The sequence below is a fragment of the Rhizobium sp. CNPSo 3670 genome, assembly GCF_057784555.1.
Genome location: NZ_JBXSOL010000020.1, coordinates 46,624 through 63,839, shown reverse-complemented (window position 1 = coordinate 63,839; position 17,216 = coordinate 46,624). Strand labels below are relative to the sequence as shown.

Annotated in this window: 15 protein-coding genes; 10 read left to right on the top strand and 5 right to left on the bottom strand. The window is 61.6% G+C overall.

Annotated elements, in window-relative coordinates; all coding sequences use genetic code 11:
- The first annotated feature begins 8 nt into the window (after nt 1-8).
- From AC13QO_RS20580 to AC13QO_RS20565, 4 genes are all read left to right on the top strand, one after another.
- Entirely contained in the window at nt 9-1,376 is a 1,368-nt protein-coding gene (locus tag AC13QO_RS20580) for a glutamine synthetase family protein (RefSeq protein WP_285191525.1), read from the top strand.
- 205 nt (nt 1,377-1,581) lie between these two features.
- On the top strand, nt 1,582-2,967 hold the full coding sequence (locus AC13QO_RS20575; protein ID WP_488541653.1) for an aldehyde dehydrogenase family protein: 1,386 nt from the start codon (nt 1,582-1,584) through the stop codon (nt 2,965-2,967).
- Entirely contained in the window at nt 2,964-4,118 is a 1,155-nt protein-coding gene (locus tag AC13QO_RS20570; protein WP_085778813.1) for an iron-containing alcohol dehydrogenase, read from the top strand. Before AC13QO_RS20575 ends, AC13QO_RS20570 begins: the two co-directional genes overlap by 4 nt.
- 228 nt (nt 4,119-4,346) lie before the next feature.
- Complete coding sequence (locus tag AC13QO_RS20565) at nt 4,347-5,045, top strand: ParA family protein (RefSeq protein ID WP_085860059.1); 699 nt, start codon at nt 4,347-4,349, stop codon at nt 5,043-5,045.
- Between the two features lie 76 nt (nt 5,046-5,121).
- Here the strand turns inward: AC13QO_RS20565 and AC13QO_RS20560 are convergent, their stop codons facing one another.
- Nucleotides 5,122-6,522 carry a L,D-transpeptidase gene (locus AC13QO_RS20560; protein WP_488541652.1) on the bottom strand — a complete coding sequence of 467 codons (1,401 nt, stop codon included), beginning with the start codon at nt 6,520-6,522 and terminating at the stop codon, nt 5,122-5,124.
- 255 nt (nt 6,523-6,777) lie between these two features.
- Between AC13QO_RS20560 and AC13QO_RS20555 the strand changes: the two genes are divergently transcribed.
- From AC13QO_RS20555 to AC13QO_RS20545, 3 genes are all read left to right on the top strand, one after another.
- Nucleotides 6,778-7,617 carry a DUF4432 family protein gene (locus AC13QO_RS20555; protein WP_488541651.1) on the top strand — a complete coding sequence of 280 codons (840 nt, stop codon included), beginning with the start codon at nt 6,778-6,780 and terminating at the stop codon, nt 7,615-7,617.
- 72 nt (nt 7,618-7,689) lie between these two features.
- Complete coding sequence (locus AC13QO_RS20550; protein ID WP_085778809.1) at nt 7,690-8,028, top strand: protein tyrosine phosphatase family protein; 339 nt, start codon at nt 7,690-7,692, stop codon at nt 8,026-8,028.
- A 72-nt stretch (nt 8,029-8,100) separates the two neighbouring features.
- Nucleotides 8,101-8,445 (top strand): RidA family protein, encoded by a 345-nt coding sequence (locus AC13QO_RS20545; RefSeq protein WP_097597936.1) that lies wholly within the window; start codon nt 8,101-8,103, stop codon nt 8,443-8,445.
- A gap of 40 nt (nt 8,446-8,485) precedes the next feature.
- Here AC13QO_RS20545 and AC13QO_RS20540 read toward each other — a convergent pair whose 3' ends face one another.
- Genes AC13QO_RS20540 through AC13QO_RS20525 form a run of 4 tightly spaced genes read right to left on the bottom strand, consistent with a single transcriptional unit; the run spans nt 8,486 to nt 13,282 of the window.
- Nucleotides 8,486-10,144, bottom strand: a complete 1,659-nt coding sequence (locus AC13QO_RS20540; RefSeq protein ID WP_488541650.1) for a thiamine pyrophosphate-binding protein — start codon at nt 10,142-10,144, stop codon at nt 8,486-8,488.
- Between the two features lie 13 nt (nt 10,145-10,157).
- A complete protein-coding gene (gene caiB, locus AC13QO_RS20535) occupies nt 10,158-11,360 on the bottom strand; it encodes a succinate--glutarate CoA-transferase (RefSeq protein WP_097597938.1) in 1,203 nt (400 codons plus the stop codon).
- An 18-nt stretch (nt 11,361-11,378) separates the two neighbouring features.
- Complete coding sequence (locus AC13QO_RS20530; protein ID WP_285191530.1) at nt 11,379-12,335, bottom strand: DMT family transporter; 957 nt, start codon at nt 12,333-12,335, stop codon at nt 11,379-11,381.
- Nucleotides 12,332-13,282, bottom strand: coding sequence for an alpha/beta hydrolase (locus tag AC13QO_RS20525; protein ID WP_488541649.1), 951 nt, complete (start codon nt 13,280-13,282; stop codon nt 12,332-12,334). Before AC13QO_RS20525 ends, AC13QO_RS20530 begins: the two co-directional genes overlap by 4 nt.
- A gap of 256 nt (nt 13,283-13,538) precedes the next feature.
- Here AC13QO_RS20525 and AC13QO_RS20520 point away from each other — a divergent pair, with 256 nt between their 5' ends.
- The 3 genes from AC13QO_RS20520 to AC13QO_RS20510 all read left to right on the top strand — a co-directional run bounded on the left by AC13QO_RS20520 (nt 13,539) and on the right by AC13QO_RS20510 (nt 17,214).
- Nucleotides 13,539-14,279: a ribonuclease T2 family protein gene (locus tag AC13QO_RS20520; protein ID WP_488541648.1), complete on the top strand. Its 741-nt coding sequence runs from the start codon at nt 13,539-13,541 to the stop codon at nt 14,277-14,279.
- A gap of 97 nt (nt 14,280-14,376) precedes the next feature.
- Nucleotides 14,377-16,026, top strand: a complete 1,650-nt coding sequence (gene ettA / locus AC13QO_RS20515) for an energy-dependent translational throttle protein EttA (RefSeq protein WP_488541647.1) — start codon at nt 14,377-14,379, stop codon at nt 16,024-16,026.
- 162 nt (nt 16,027-16,188) lie between these two features.
- Nucleotides 16,189-17,214 carry an ArsR/SmtB family transcription factor gene (locus AC13QO_RS20510; RefSeq protein WP_085780130.1) on the top strand — a complete coding sequence of 342 codons (1,026 nt, stop codon included), beginning with the start codon at nt 16,189-16,191 and terminating at the stop codon, nt 17,212-17,214.
- The last annotated feature ends 2 nt before the right edge of the window (nt 17,215-17,216 follow it).

Here is a 17,216-nt window from a genome sequence, read left to right as displayed (position 1 = left end):
GATCAATCATGAGCAGCAGCTACACAATCGACGACCTCAGGAAGGATGTTGCCGAAGGGCGCATCGATACGGTTCTGGCTTGCCAAGTGGATATGCAGGGCCGGCTGATGGGCAAGCGTTTCCAGGCGGAATATTTCGTCGAGAGCGCCTGGAAGGAAACGCATAGCTGCAACTATCTGCAAGCGACCGACATAGAGATGGAAACCGTCTCCGGCTACAAGGCGACGAGCTGGGAGAAGGGTTACGGCGACTATACGATGAAGCCGGATCTTTCGACGCTGCGCCGCATTCCCTGGCTCGAAGGTACGGCCCTGGTACTCTGCGACGTGCTCGACCATCACACCCATGAAGAGGTTGCCCATTCGCCGCGCGCGATCCTGAAGAAGCAGGTGAAGCGGCTCGAAGACATGGGCATGAAGGCCTATATGGCTTCCGAGCTCGAATTCTTCCTGTTCGACCAGAGCTACGAGGCGGCGCATGCCTCGGGCTACCGCAATCTCAAGCTCGCCAGCGCCTATAACGAGGACTACCACATCTTCCAGACCACCAAGGAAGAAGAGGTGATGCGGGCGATCCGCACCGGACTGCAGGGCGCAGGCATTCCGGTCGAGAACTCCAAGGGCGAGGCCTCCGCCGGCCAGGAGGAGATCAACGTGCGCTATGCCGATGCGCTCGCCATGGCCGATCGGCATGCGATTATCAAGAACGGCTGCAAGGAGATCGCCTGGTCGAAGGGCAAGGCCATCACCTTCCTGGCGAAGTGGAACTACAATGCGGCCGGCAGCTCTTCGCACATCCACCAGTCGCTCTGGAGCCTCGAGGAAAAGCCGCTGTTCTTCGACCATGCCGGCAAATACGGCATGTCGCCGCTGATGCACAATTACGTTGCCGGGCTTCTTGCCCATGCGAGCGAGATCACCTATTTCCTGGCGCCCTACATCAATTCCTACAAGCGCTTCATGGCCGGCACCTTTGCGCCGACCAAGGCGATCTGGAGCAAGGACAACCGCACTGCCGGCTACCGTCTCTGCGGCGAGGAGACAAAGGGTATCCGCATCGAATGCCGGGTCGGAGGCTCCGATCTCAATCCCTATCTCGCCTTCGCCGCGCTGCTTGCCGCCGGTATCGACGGGATCGAGAACAAGCTGGAGCTCGAAGCCCCCTTCGTCGGCGACGCCTATGGCGGCAAGGACATTCGCGAAATACCGCGCACGCTACGCGCGGCAACAACCGAAATGACGGAATCGGCGATGCTGCGCAAAGCCTTCGGCGACGACGTCATCGACCATTACACTCGTGCTGCCGAATGGGAGCAGGAAGAATACGACCGCCGCATCACCGATTGGGAAGTGGCGCGGGGGTTCGAAAGAGCCTAATACGGATTTCGCGGCTTTGCCCCTCACCCTAACCCTCTCCCCGTAAAAAACGGGGAGAGGGGACTTGCCACACGGATCGCTTGAGAGTTCGGAAAACGGTGCGGCATACCCCCTTCGCCCCGCGAGCGGGAGAAGGTGCCGGCAGGCGGATGAGGGGCTATGCCCTCGACGAAATTTTTGATCAATACGAGGACAGGAACCGATCATGGCAATGATCCAATGCATTTCACCGGTCGACGGATCGGTTTACGCGGAGCGCGCAGCACTTTCGCTCGACGCCGCCAAGGACGTGGTGGCGCGCGCCCGCAAGGCGCAGAAGGCCTGGGCGAAACGGCCGCTTGAAGAGCGTGTCCAGCTTGTCCTGAAGGGCGCCGCACGGCTGAATGAGATGTCCGACGTCGTCGTGCCGGAGCTTGCCTGGCAGATGGGCAGGCCGATCAAGTATGGCGGCGAATATAAGGGCTTTAACGAGCGCTCCAACTATGTCGCATCGATTGCGGCGGATGCGCTGGCCCCGCTCGTCGTCGAAGAGAGCGATCGTTTCGAACGCCGTATCGAGCGCGAGCCGCACGGCGTCGTCTTCGTCGTCGCACCTTGGAACTATCCCTATATGACGGCGATCAACACGATCGCTCCGGCGCTGATGGCCGGCAATACGGTGGTGCTGAAACATGCCTCGCAGACATTGCTCGTCGGTGAACGGCTGGTGCAGGCCCTCATCGAGGCCGGCGTTCCCGAAGACGTGTTCCAGAACGTCTTCCTCGATCATGAAACCACGTCGGCGCTGATTGCCATCGGCAGCTTCAACTTCGTCAACTTCACCGGATCGGTCGAAGGCGGCCGCTCTATGGAGCGGGCCGCAGCCGGCACCTTTACCGGCCTCGGCCTCGAACTCGGCGGCAAGGATCCGGGTTACGTCATGGAAGACGCCGATCTCGATGCGGCCGTCGACACCCTGATGGACGGCGCGACCTACAATTCCGGCCAGTGCTGCTGCGGCATCGAGCGCATTTATGTGCATGAATCGCTCTATGACGCCTTCGTCGAGAAATCGGTCGCCTGGGTGTCGAACTACAAGCTCGGCAATCCGCTCGATCCGGAAACGTCGCTCGGGCCGATGGCGAACAAGCGTTTCGCGAAGGTGGTGCGCGAGCAGATCGCCGAGGCGGTTTCCAAGGGCGCCAAGGCGCTTGTCGATCCCAAGCTTTTTCCCCAGGACGACGGCGGCGCCTATCTCGCGCCGCAGGTCCTCGTCGATGTCGACCATTCCATGGCCTTCATGCGCGAGGAGACCTTCGGCCCGGCAGTCGGCATCATGAAGGTGAAGAGCGACGAGGAAGCGCTGGCTTTGATGAACGACAGCCAGTATGGGCTGACCGCCTCGCTCTGGACCAAAGATGCCGAGCGGGCGGCGCGGCTTGGCCGCGAGATCGAAACCGGCACCGTCTTCATGAACCGCGCGGATTATCTTGATCCGGCGCTCTGCTGGACCGGCGTCAAGGAGACCGGCCGCGGCGGCTCGCTGTCGATCATCGGCTTCCAGAATCTGACGCGTCCGAAATCCTTCCACCTGAAGAAAGTCACAGCATGAGCAGCAGCAACATCACCGCAAACTGGAGCTATCCGACATCGGTCAAGCTCGGCCGGGGCCGCATCAAGGAGCTGGCCGACGCCTGCAAGAGCCTCGGCATCAAAAAGCCGCTGCTCGTCACTGACCGCGGCCTGGCCTCGATGGCGATCACCAAAACCGCGCTTGATATCCTCGAAGATGCCGGCCTCGGCCGGGCGATCTTCGCTGACGTCGACCCGAACCCGAACGAGAAGAACCTCGATGCCGGCGTCAAGGCCTTCAAGGACGGCGGCCATGACGGCGTCGTCGCCTTCGGCGGCGGCTCAGGTCTCGATCTCGGCAAGTGCGTTGCGTTCATGGCCGGCCAGACGCGGCCGGTCTGGGATTTCGAGGATATCGGCGACTGGTGGACGCGTGCGAGCCTCGAAGGCATCGCCCCGATCGTCGCGGTGCCGACGACGGCGGGCACCGGTTCGGAGGTCGGGCGCGCCAGCGTCATCACCAATTCCGTCACGCATGTGAAGAAGATCATCTTCCATCCGAAGTTCCTGCCGGGTGTGGTCATTTCCGATCCGGAACTGACCGTCGGCATGCCGAAGATCATCACCGCCGGCACCGGCATGGACGCTTTCGCGCATTGCCTGGAGGCCTATTCCTCGCCCTTCTATCATCCCATGTCGGCCGGAATCGCCCTCGAAGGCATGCGTCTCGTCAAGGAATTCCTGCCGCGCGCCTATCGGGAAGGTACCGATCTCGAAGCCCGCGCCAACATGATGTCGGCCGCCGCCATGGGCGCGGTCGCTTTTCAGAAAGGGCTCGGCGCCATCCATGCGCTCTCGCACCCGATCGGAGCCGTCTACAACACCCATCACGGCATGACCAATGCGGTTGTCATGCCGGCGGTGCTGCGCTTCAACCGCGCCGCGATCGAGGAGAAGATCGGCCGTGCAGCCGCCTATCTCGGCATATCGGGCGGCTTTGACGGCTTCTACGACTATGTGCTGACGCTTCGTTCCGAGCTCGGCGTGCCGGAGACGCTGACGGCGATGGGAATCGCGCCCGACCGCATCGACGAATTGTCGGCCATGGCGATCGAGGATCCGAGCGCCGGCGGCAATCCGGTGGCGATGACGCTCGAAAATACCAAGGCGCTTTTCAAGGATTGCTTCTGACAAGATCGCGGCGGACCTGCAGACCGGCCCGGAAAGCTCTTGCTTTCCGGGCCTTTTCGTCTCGGAAACATTCTGAATTTTAGGGATGTGAAAAATAAAGGCTGCAATTTCGCCGCGCGCGTTCGCAATTTGTTAACCATGATTGTAAAGGATGGGTTAACCGCACGATGCTCCGACAGTGCGCACAAGAGCGATGCCGGCTCGCGCCATTTCCTCCGAGGACCGAACATGCCAGTCATTACATTCGCAAATACCAAGGGCGGCGCCGGCAAGACGACCGCTGTTCTGCTGCTCGCGACCGAGCTTGCCCGTCAGGGCTATCGCGTGACCATTCTGGATGCCGATCCGCAGCATTGGATTTCACGCTGGCACGAGATATCGGGGCACGTGCCCAATATTTCGGTGATCGATTTCGTGACGACCGCCTCGCTGCCGCAGCATATCAGCGAGAACAAGCATAATACCGACTATTTCATTGTGGATCTGCCGGGGGCCCGCAATCCGCTGCTTGCCACCGCCGTCGGCCTTTCCGATCACGTGCTGATCCCGATCCAAGGCTGTGCCATGGATGCGCGCGGAGGCGCGCAGGTGCTCGAACTGCTGCAGTATCTGGACGAGAAGGCGGGCATCAAGATCGGTCATTCGGTGGTGCTGACCCGGGTCAACTCGATGGTGACGACGCGGGCGCTGCAGCTCGTCAAGTCGCTGCTCAGCGAGCGGCACGTGCCGGTGCTGGACACGGCGATCATCGAACGTTCGGCCTTCCGCGACATCTTCGACTGTGGCGGCACGCTGCAGACCATGGACCCCACGCGCGTCAGCAATCTCGACAAGGCGCGTGAGAACGCCACCTGTTTCGCCGAGGAAATCATGCGCAAGGTGCCTGTTCGGTTGACAGCCTCGGCTCGCATGGCGACAGCGGCCTGAATACCCAAGCATTGAAACAGAAAGGCTGTCGGAGCGATCCGGCGGCCTTATCGTTTGTGACCAGTTTGGCTTTGGCTCAGTCGACGAACTCGACCGTCACACCGGGCTTGACCATTTTCGCAAGCTCGGTTGCATCCCAGTTGGTCAGGCGAATGCAGCCGTGGCTCTGGGTGCGCCCGATCTTGGAGGGCTCTGGCGTGCCGTGGATGCCGTAGGTCGGCTTGGAAAGCGCCATCCAGACGGTGCCGACCGGGCCGTTCGGGCCTGGGGGGATGTTGAGGATCTTGTCGTTGGCGCCCTGCTGAAAGTTTATCTTCGGGTTGTAGGTATAACCGGGATTGAACGCGACGCGCTCGACCGTCACCGTGCCGGACGGGGAGGGGGTGTCGGTTGAGCCGATCGAAGCGGGGTAGGCGGCGATGAGATTGCCGGCGCCGTCATAGGCGAAAACCTGTTTGCGCCCCTTGTCGGCGATGATGCGGGCGACCTCGCCGGTCTTCATCTCGCCTGGATTGACGACCTTGATCACCGTGCCGGGAACGCTGAAATCGGCGCCGGGGTTCATCTCCTTAAGGAAGGCCTCGTCCATATGGAAACGCTCGGCCAGCATTTCAGTGGTCGAGGTATAGGCGAGCGACGGCAGCAGCGCCTTATGCGAATAATCTTCCGGGATCTCCGCGACGAAGGGGCCGGCGGCATCGGCCGGCGTGATCGTATAGCTGACGACGGGCAGGCCGCCATTCATGCGCAGCTCTTCCAGAATGGCATCGGTGTCATTGGGATCGAGATTTGACCCCGTCATCTGATTATAGGCATAAATGCCCTTGGTGACGTTCGAACCCATGTGCCCGTCGATGACGCCAGGAGAGATGCCGGCGCGGTCGAGGAAGACCTGCAGCGCGACGATCTCGGGCTTCGATTTGTTCTTCAGCGTGATCACGGGCTCGTCGGGTGCTGCCTTCGGCGCATCGGCGGGAGGGATCTGCTGATCGGGATCGATCGAGGCGTAATCGTCGCCCGACTGCGGATTGCCGATGCTGTTATCGTCCGGATAGGGCTCCTCGCCGAGCGGCAGGCGCTCGATCGCTGCGTCGCGCGGAATGCCGCCGGTGACGGCGCCACGCTCGGAATAACGCGTGTCGCCATAGGGGTTGTCGTCCGCATAGTAAGGATCGTCGCCGCCTTGGTCAGCATAGACCTCGCCTGGACGGGAACGGGGCGGATAGTAACCGCGGGCGCGCATTTCGGTGGCGACGACGTTGCCGTAGGCGTCGATCAGCACGCGGTTGCCGCTTCGGTCGCGAGCATAGGCAAAGCCGCGGGGGACATAATCGAGGATTTCGCCGTTCGGCGTGACCAGCACGACATCGCTCTGGCGGCGGTCACGAAACTGCTGCGCGCCAGCCTGCGGTGCTGCAGCCGCAACGGCTGCCAGCAGGGCCGCAAGCGAAAATGCCGACTTCAAAAAGCGATTCACGTCTCACACCTCGAACAGTGACTGGCCGACACACACCCGCGAATTTTGACGCTAGTGTGGAATTTATGAAAGCGTGCTGAACAAAATATGAAAATCCCTAAGATTTCCTTTTACTCATAAACGTTTGCATCCTTGTGTCCGTTCCGCAAAATCCACGGTTGCGGCAAAAGGGCAAGAGGAGAACGGCGCCGATTGACGAAGGCCAGTGCGAAACCTAACGCTACGGCGGCCGATAAATCCTTGAGGAGACCCGAGATGATCGAATTTGCCGCTGCAAGCGGGCCGCGCCTGATGCTCGATGAAACATCGGTGCTGGATATCGGCGGATGCATCGTCGACGGTGTCGACATCGCGCCGAAGCGGGCGATTCCCGACGATGGCGATCCGCGAATCGATCACTCGCTCGAAGGTTTTCTCTTCACCTGCGGGCCGGACCATATCCGCCATCGCCAGCCGATCGCCGGCCGTGCCGACGGCAAGGTCTATCGGCTGCACGGATCGGCCTCCGGCCACGCCGCCAAGATCCTGTGGACGAAATACGAGAATGGCAATGCCGAATGCCGCGCCGATATCGACATCATCACCGTCGAGGGATTGCCGCAGCGCATCGAGCGGCTGTGGCGGATCGACGGCGTGAACGGCGAGGTGCGGCTCGAAGACCGGGTTATCAATACCAGCGATCAGGTGGTGCCGACCTTCCTGATGTACCATATGAATGTCGGCGGCAAATGGCTGGACGACGGCACGCGGCTCGAAGGCCGGATGCTGGAGAATGGCGGCTTCCCCTGGACATTCGGCGAGGAGCCGGGCGGCATCTTCTGTGTGCCGGCGACGGCGACGGCGGAGGGCTTGGCGGAAGTCCGGCTCGGGCCGATCGCCGCAATCGGCGGCAGGACGCTCAGCGTGCGCTTCCGCGCCGATACGCTGCCTTATCTGCAGGTCTGGCGAAACCAGAAGGCGCCCGCTCATATTATCGGCATCGAGCCGGTGTCGCATCGCTGGGTATCGCGCGACGAGCTTCAGGCGGCCGGTGAATTTAACATGCTCGCCACAGGCGAAAGCCGCAGCTATGCGCTGACCTTTGCGTTCCTGTGAGTGAAGTGTTGTTGACGCTTGCGGGCCTCCCGTCGTAGACCATCAGCCCACGATCTTTGAGGAGACAAGACGATGGATATTCGCCAGATCGACGATGAATATTCGGTTTCGGGGCAGATCACGCTTGAGGACCTCGACGAGATCAAGGCGCTCGGCTTCAAATCGATCGTCTGCCATCGCCCCGACCATGAAAGCCCCGACCAGACATCATTCTCCGTCATCGAGGCGCGTGCCAAAGAGCTCGGACTCGATATAGCCCACGTGCCGGTTGGACCGATGGGCGTGACCGAAGAGGCGGTGCAGGGAATGGTCGACGCGCTCGATGAATTCCCACGGCCAATGCTCGGCTACTGCCGCTCGGGCGCGCGCTCGACGGCGATCTACCAGAAAACCCACCATATCCGCAGTTGAGCATCGTGCGGGACGCTGATTTTCAGGCGCTGCTCCGCAGCGCCGCCACTTCCAATCACCCAGGAGACGATAATGAGCATTAAGCGTATCGACGTCGGCGCACGTATGAGCGGCGCCGTCATTCACGGCAACACGGTCTACCTCGCAGGCCAGGTGGGCGAGGGCGAAAGCGTCACCGATCAATGCAAGTCGGCGCTCGCCGAAGTCGACCGTCTGCTGGCGGCCGCCGGCAGCAGCAAGTCGAAGATCCTGCAGACCCTCGTCTATCTTTCCGACATTGCTTATTTCGGCGAGATGAACGCAGCCTGGGAAGCCTGGATCGATCCGGCCAATCCGCCGGCACGCGCCACCAGCGAAGCCAAGCTCGCCGCGCCGAAATACAAGGTCGAGTTCATCGTCACGGCTGCGCTCGACTAAGGTCGCCGCAGTTCCGTCTCTCAAAGCCGGTGGGGCAACCTTACCGGCTTTTTGTTTGCGCGATTTCCGAAAGCGTTCTGGTCGGTGTGATCGCTTCCGGATCGAGCTTCACTTCGATGATCGCCGGTTTGCCGCTTGCGCGCGCGCGCCCGAAAGCCGGCGCGAATTCCTCTGTGCTTTCCACCGTCTCGCCATGGCCGCCATAGGCGCGGGCAAGGGCTGCGAAGTCGGGGTTGGTCAGATCGGTGCTGCTGACGCGACCGGGATATTCACGCTCCTGGTGCATGCGGATCGTGCCGTACATGCCGTTGTTGATAACGATTGCGATGATCGGCAGATCGTAGCGGATGGCGGTTGCGAATTCCTGACCGTGCATCAGGAAGCAGCCGTCGCCAGCAAAACAGATGACCTCGCGCTCGGGAAAGAGCCGCTTGGCGGCCACCGCAGCCGGCAGGCCGTAACCCATCGAGCCGGAGGTGGGGGCGGCCTGCGTATTGAATCGGCGGAAACGATGGAAGCGGTGCAGCCAGGTGGCGTAGTTGCCGGCGCCATTGGTGAAGATCGTTTCCGGTCCGATATTGCTTTCGAGCCACTCCATGATCGGTCCCATATGGACGGCGCCCGGACCCGTGGCCGGCGGCTTCGACCAGACGAGATAGGCCTGATGCATATACGCGGTCCGCTCCGCCCAGCGTGGCTCGGCCGGTGCTTCGAGATCGGCGAGTGCTTCAACAAAATTGGCGGGGCTGGCGCAGATGGCAAGATCGGGACGATAGACGCGGCCGAGCTCCGACGGGTCCGGATAAATATGAACGAGCGACTGGGCCGGGTAGGGGATGTCGAGCAGCGTATAGCCGGAGGACGGCATTTCCGACATGCGGCCGCCGAGCAGGATCAAGAGGTCGCTCTCCTTGATCTCCTTGGCGAGCCCCGGATTGATGCCGATGCCGACATCGCCGGCATAACAGGGGTGAAGATGATCGAACAGCATCTGTCGGCGGAATGAACAGCCTACCGGCAGCTGAAAACGTTCTGCGAAGGTTGCGAAATCGGCGACGGCATCGGCATCCCATCGCGTGCCGCCGAGGATTACCATCGGCCGTTCGGCTTTGAGCAGGCGCAGATAAAAATCGTCGATCTGGCTGCGGCCGGGATGGGCCTCGACGCTGGCATAACGCCTGGCGCGGGGCGCCACGACCTCGTCGCGCAGCATGTCTTCCGGCAGGGTGAGCACCACGGGGCCGGGACGGCCGGAGGTTGCGACCGCAAAGGCGCGGGTGACGAATTCGGGAATGCGGGCGGCGTCGTCGACCTCACCAACCCATTTGGCGAATTCGGTGAAGGCGCGGCGGAATTCGACCTCTTGAAAAGCCTCCCGTTCGCGCGCCTCTCGCTGCACCTGGCCGATCAGGAGGATCATCGGGATCGAATCCTGCTTGGCTATATGCAGGCCGGCGGAGGCGTTGGTGGCGCCGGGGCCGCGGGTCACCATGCAGATGCCCGGCTCGCCGGTGAGCCGGCCCCAGCAATCGGCCATCATCGCCGCCCCGCCTTCCTGCCGGCAGACGAGGACGTCGATATCGCTGTCGCGCAATGCGTCGAGAACGGCGAGGAAACTCTCGCCAGGCACGCAGGAGAGACGTTTGACGCCATTTGCCTTCAGCGCCTCGACAATCAACTCCCCGCCAGTCTTTTTCATGATGATACCTTCTTCATGACGATGCCTTCCTCTCAAGCTCGGCCAGTTCCGCCAGAATTTCCTCTCTATGCTCGCCGAGACGCGGGCTGGGCCTGGCGTAGCGCAAAGGTGTTTCCGACAGCACGACTGGCGTCCTGACCCCGGGGATGACGGTGCCGGCGGAATCGGCAAGGTCGATGCGCAGACCGCGAGCTTTCACCTGCGGGTCGGCGAACATTTCCTCGATCGTATTGATCGCGCCTGATGGAACCGCGTTCTGCTCGCAGGCCTTCAGGAGATCCGCTTTCTGCCATTTCAGCGTCTCGGTGGAGATCAGGCGGCGCACCTCGCCGCGGTTGGCGACGCGGGCCTTGTTGGTGGAGAAACGCTCGTCATCCGCGATCGTCTCCAGGCCGAGGATGGTAGAGAGGCGGCGGAACTGGCCGTCGTTGCCGACGGCCAGGATGAGATAACCGTCGGCCGTCGGTACGACTTCATAGGGCGAGATGTTCGGATGGGCGTTGCCGAGGCGGGTCGGTGCGGCGCCGGAGACGAGGTAATTCATGTTCTGATTGGCGAGCACGGCCGATTGCACGTCAAGCAGGGCCATGTCTATCAACTGGCCTTCGCCGGTTTTCAAGGCATGGATCAGGGCGGCCTCGATCGCCGAGACGGCATAGATGCCGGTAAAGATGTCGGCGATCGCCACGCCCGCCTTCATCGGCTGGCCGTCCGGCTCGCCGGTGATCGACATGAAGCCGGACATGCCCTGAACGATGTAATCGTAGCCGGCGAATCCGGCATAGGGGCCGGTCTGGCCGAAGCCTGTGATCGAGCAATAAACGAGCCTCGGGTTCACCTCGCGAACGCTGTCGTAATCGAGCCCGTATTTGACGAGGCCGTCGACCTTGAAATTCTCGATTACCACGTCGGCAGTGGCTATGAGACGACGGACGAGCTGCTGGCCCTCAGGGCTCTTGAGGTCGGCGGTGATGGAGCGTTTGCCGCGATTGGTGGCGTGGTAATAGGCGGCCGAGAGATTTTCGCCGTCCGCACCTTCGACGAAGGGCGGCCCCCATTGGCGAGTATCGTCGCCGCCGTCGGGATTTTCAACTTTGATGACGTCGGCGCCGAGATCGGCGAGCATCTGGCCCGCCCAAGGGCCGGCCAGCACGCGGGCAAGCTCAATCACCCGGATGCCGGTAAGCGGCGGCTTTTTCGTCGCGGTCTCGGTCATGGTCCTCCCGTCCAGCGTCTACGGCGCCAGCGTCACCTCAGATGTATCGGATACGGGCTTTGAAGCAAAGCGGCGCTCTCGCCAGAGGATGTAGAAGCCCGACGCCATGATGATCGTGATGCCGAGCCATTTGACGGCATCCGGAAAGTCACCGAAAACAAGCCAGGCGAAGATCGTAGCTGAGACGATCTCGAAATATTGCAGCGGTGCCAGCGTCGACGCCGGTGCTGCCCGATAGGCGTAGACGCCGAGGATTCCGGCTGTGGCGGCCATAGCCCCGACGCCGGCGACATAGAACCAGGCGCTGCCCACGGGCATGACGGGATCGAAGAGATCGGAGCCGCTTCCTTCACCGATAAAAAGCAGGAGGGTGCAGAAGAGCAAGCCCCAGATGCCCATCTGAAACTGCATCGACCAAGGGTCCTCGCTGTGTGAGAGGACGCGGGTCATCAACACGAAGGTCGCGACGCAGAGCGCCGTCAGGATGGGCAGGAGCGCGATGTAGCCGACCTCTTCGAAACTCGGCTGAATGATCAGCATCGCCCCGAAGAAGCCGACGCCGCAGGCGGTGTAACGCCGCCAGCCGATCGTCTCCTTGAGGAAAATGCCGCCGAAGATGGTCACGATGATCGGCTCGATGAAGAAGATCGCGATCGCGTCGGCGACCGCCATGTATTTCAACGTGGTGACGAAAGAGATCATCGAGACGGTGATGATGAAGCCGCGGATGGCGTGGAACAGGCTCTGACGCCAAGAGAAATCGGCAAAGCTGCGCCGCCATAGCACGATCGGCAGCATGCAGAGCGCCTGCACGACGAAGCGGCCGGCGGTGATCTCGGCTGACGGGACGGTTACGACGGCAAGCTTGGCGAAGATATCGATGAGCGGCGAGACCATCACCGACAGAAACATCAGCGCCAGCCCTATCGTCACTTCGGAGGCGGACGAAGCGGCGCGGGCGGAGGGGCTACTCATGACGGATTCTTTCTGGCTTTGGATGTCGCGAGTGCCTCTCCGCACCAGTCCGCGAAGGCTGCGATCGCCGCATCGGCGCCAATTTCGTTCAGCGTCTCATGCCGCATACCCTGATATATCACTGTACTGATACGAGAGAAGCCTCTGGCTTTCAAATTGTTTGACAGCCAGCGCACGGCTTTTCCACTCTCCGTCGCGGGATCATCGGCGCCGCCGACGAGATGGATTGGCATATCACGCGGCAGCCGATCCAGATGGAGTTTCCGCGGCGCGCGAAAAGTCAGCTCGAAGAGATCGAGCCAGAGCGAGACTGATGCGTCAAAGCCGCAGAGCGGATCGGCGATATATTTGTCGACTTCATCGGCGTGGCGCGACAGCCAGTCGAACTCGGTGCGGCGGTCCGGGATCGATTTTCCCCAAGCTCCGAAGGTGAGCTTCGGCAAGAGGCCGCTCGGGACGTCGGAGCCCTTCAGCATACGTTCCGCAAGGAGGATCGCCTGGGCGGCTCGGCCGGCAAGGCCGACTGCGAAATTCGAATTCCAGACGGCGACAGCATCGAAGTCGGAGGGAGCGGTGACGGCGGCATTGAGCGCGATGAGGCCGCCCATCGAATGGCCAAATAGGATCACCTTCAGGCCGGGATTGCGCGAGGCCGCATGGGCGCGCATGGCAATGACGTCGCCGATCACCCGATCGACGCCATTCCAGCGGGCGAAGCGGCCGATCGGCGCGTCGGGCGCGGTCGTCTCGCCGTGGCCACGGTGATCATGGGCATAGACGTGATAGCCGCGCCCCGCCATCGCCTCGGCAAAGCGGCCATATCGCTTCGAGTGCTCCGCCAGGCCATGCGATATCAACAGGATGCCGCGTGCCGGAGCGGCGGCTTCGGCATGGTGATAGGCCAGAGACGCTTCCCCTGTGGCGAGCCTTTGCGTATCAGAAAACATCCGGATCCTCCCTGCCGCAGCAGAGCAGATCGCTACTGCATAATTCCTTAAAGCGGAATCGATTTAAGCAGAATATTCTGCAACCCAAGTGCGACAGCGTCCGTGCGTAACTCAAGAACAGGGAGCTTCCCGGAATAGCCGACTGTTTCCGACGACGCAGTCGAGAACAAATTCCAGGATAGTTGCGATTCAGGGTTGCTGCCGTTTATGCTTTGTGCTTATCTGTTCCTGCATTGTTCTTCTTTTGGGGGTTGAAATGAGCAGCATGCAGTTGCGTACCTTTACATTCGCCGTGTCGATGATCCTTGCCGGCGCTGCCGTGGCGCAGGAGGCCGAGGGCCGTACCCGTTTCATTCTTGCTGCGAGCTGGCAGCCCGCCTTCTGCCAGACGAACCAGAAGAAGCCCGAATGCGCCAGCCAGACCGGCGAGCGCCATGACGCGACGAATTTCTCCCTGCATGGCCTGTGGCCGATGCGGCAGGATTATTGCGGCGTCAGCGACGATCAGAAGGCTGCCGACAAGGACGGCAAATGGGATACTTTGCCTGATGTCGCGCTTTCGGCCGAGGCAAAGGCGTCGCTTGCAAAGGCGATGCCCGGCACGCAGTCCGGCCTCGAACGGCACGAATGGATAAAGCATGGCACCTGCACGAAAATGAGCGTGGAGGATTATTTCGGCGTCGGCGTCCATCTGGTGGATGCGCTCAACACATCGGCCGTGCGCGATCTATTTGCCGCCAATATCGGCAAGACGGTCAAGGCGGAGGCGATCAAGGCTGCTTTCGACAAAAGCTTCGGGCCGGGTGCGGGCGAGCGCGTCAAGATGAGCTGCCGGCGAGCCGGCAGTGTCAGGGTGATCAGCGAGTTGACGATCGGACTGTCTGCGGATGCGGGAGCGGCATCGGCCAAAAGCGCAAGCCTTGCCGATCTGATCCAGGGCGGGGGAAAAACCTCGTTCGGCTGTGACGAGGGCGTTGTCGATGCGGCGGGCTTCTGACCGGAATCCGGCGTAAACGGGTTTCGGCGTTGCTCACAGGCGCTGTTTCGCCTACATAGCGGCACGAAACGAAGTTTCCCGCCCGGAGCAGCGCAGCATGGCACGTCAATTCATCTATCATATGTCCGGCCTCAACAAGGCCTATGGCAACAAGAAGATCCTGGAGAACATCCACCTTTCCTTCTACCCGGATGCCAAGATCGGCATCCTCGGACCGAACGGCGCCGGTAAATCCACTGTGCTGCGCATCATCGCCGGCCAGGACAAGGAGTATACCGGCGAAGCCTGGCTCGCCGAGGGTGCCACAGTCGGCTATCTCGAGCAGGAGCCGAAACTCGACCCCACCAAGACGGTTTTCGAGAACGTCATGGAAGGTGTTGCCGCGAAGACGGCGATCGTCGATCGTTACAACGAATTGATGATGAATTACTCGGACGAGACAGCGGAAGAGGGGGCGAAGCTCCAGGACATCATCGACAGCCAGAACCTCTGGGATCTGGAAAGCCAAGTCGAGATGGCGATGGAAGCCCTGCGCTGCCCGCCGCGCGATGCCGAGGTCACCAGCCTGTCCGGTGGTGAGCGCCGCCGCATCGCACTCTGCCGCCTGCTGCTCTCGCAGCCGGATCTGTTGCTGCTCGACGAGCCGACTAACCATCTGGACGCCGAAACCATCGCCTGGCTCGAAAAGCATCTGCGCGACTATCCCGGCGCCGTGATGATGATCACCCACGACCGCTACTTCCTGGATAACGTCACCGGCTGGATCCTCGAACTCGATCGCGGCCGCGGCATCCCTTACGAAGGCAACTACTCCGCCTATTTGCAGGCCAAGGCCAAGCGCATGCTGCAGGAAAACCGCGAAGAGGCATCGCGCCAGAAGGCGATCAGTCGCGAGCAGGAATGGATTGCTTCCAGCCCGAAGGCTCGCCAGGCCAAGTCGAAGGCGCGTATCAAATCCTACGAGCAGTTGGTGGAGGCGGCCGAGAAGCAGCGTCCCGGCGACGCGCAGATCATCATCCCGGTCAGCGAACGGCTCGGCCAGGTCGTCATCGAGTTGGAAGGCATCACCAAGGGCTTCGAGGGTCGCACGCTGATCAACGACCTGTCGATCAAGCTGCCGCCGGGCGGCATCGTCGGCATCATCGGCCCGAACGGCGCCGGCAAGACGACCCTGTTCAAGATGATCACTGGCCAGGAAAAACCGGATAGGGGCTCGATCCGCATCGGCGAGACCGTGCATCTCGGTTATGTCGACCAGAGCCGCGACGCGCTGGCCGCCGACAAGACGGTCTGGGAGGAAATCTCCGGTGGCGCCGAAATCATCAAGCTCGGCAAGTTCGACATGAACTCGCGTGCCTACTGCGGCGCCTTCAACTTCAAGGGTGGTGATCAGCAGCAGAAGGTCGGCAATCTCTCGGGCGGTCAGCGCAACCGCGTGCACCTCGCCAAGATGCTGAAGGCCGGGGGCAATGTTCTGCTGCTCGACGAACCCACCAACGACCTCGATACGGAAACGCTCGGCGCTCTCGAAAACGCGCTCGAGAATTTCGCCGGCTGCGCCATCATCATCAGCCACGACCGCATGTTCCTCGACCGTCTGGCGACGCACATCCTGGCTTTCGAAGGCGAGGGCCATGTCGAATGGTTCGAAGGCAATTTCGAGGATTACGAGCAGGACAAGATCCGCCGCCTCGGCCCCGACGCCCTTAATCCTGGCAGTCAGGCTCACAAGCGCCTGACGCGCTGATCCTGCTTTATTTCTGCTTGCAAGGCCCCGGTTCGACCGGGGCTTTTTCATCTCGTGCCCTGTCGCAATTTGCACAGGCAATTTCGCGAACAGTGTGAATTGCCGCTTGCCACCGCTTTTCAAATCACATAAAGATATCTTTATATCTTGATTGGGCTGATGATGAGCGAACCTTTGAAGCTGGGACTGGATGGGCTGGTGGACGTCTTGAAGGCGGCCGGCGAACCCACGCGTCTGCGTCTTCTGGCGCTTCTCGACGGTGGCGATCTGACGGTGACCGATCTTACCGAAATTCTCGGTCAATCGCAGCCACGCATCTCCCGCCACCTGAAACTGCTCGGCGAGGCTGAACTGATCGAACGCTATCAGGAAGGGGCCTGGGCCTATTTCCGCCTCAAACAGGACGGCAAGGCGGCCATGCTGGTGCGGGCATTGCTGAGACACGTCTCCGAGAATGATCCGACCATCCTTCGCGACGGCGAGCGGCTTTCACAGGTCAAGCGCCAGCGGGCCGAGCGGGCGCAGGCCTATTTCAGCCGCAACGCCGCCGAATGGGACGAGCTTCGTCGCCTGCACGCGGCCGATGAGGAGGTCGACGCCGCCGTCATTCGGCTGCTCGGCAACCAGCCGATCGATTCGCTGCTGGATCTCGGCACCGGCACCGGCCGCATCCTCGAACTCCTGTCCGGGCTCTACCGCCGCGCCGTCGGTGTCGACGCCAGCCGCGACATGCTGAGCGTGGCGCGCGCCAATCTCGACAAGTCGCGTATCACCAAGGCGACGGTGCGCCACGCCGATATCCTCAACCTTCCGTTCGAGGGGCAGGATTTCGACCTTGTGACGATCCATCAGGTGCTGCATTTCTTCGACCAGCCGGAGATTGCGATCGCGGAAGCGGCGCGCATGCTGCGGCCGGGCGGGCGGCTCGTGGTCATCGATCTCGCACCGCACACGCTCGAATATCTCCGCGACGAACATGCCCATGTCCGTCTCGGCTTTTCGCACCAGGCGATGTCCGACTGGCTGCGCAAAGCCGGGCTCGACGTCGAGCAGGTCGTCGATCTTCATCCGGGTCAGCAGGGCGGGCAGGGGTTGACGGTCACCGTCTGGCTCGCGCGCGATCCGAGGCGCCTCATGGCTTCGCAGACCAGCGAAGGCGCCGAAGCTACATTTGCCGGGAGAGTATGAAC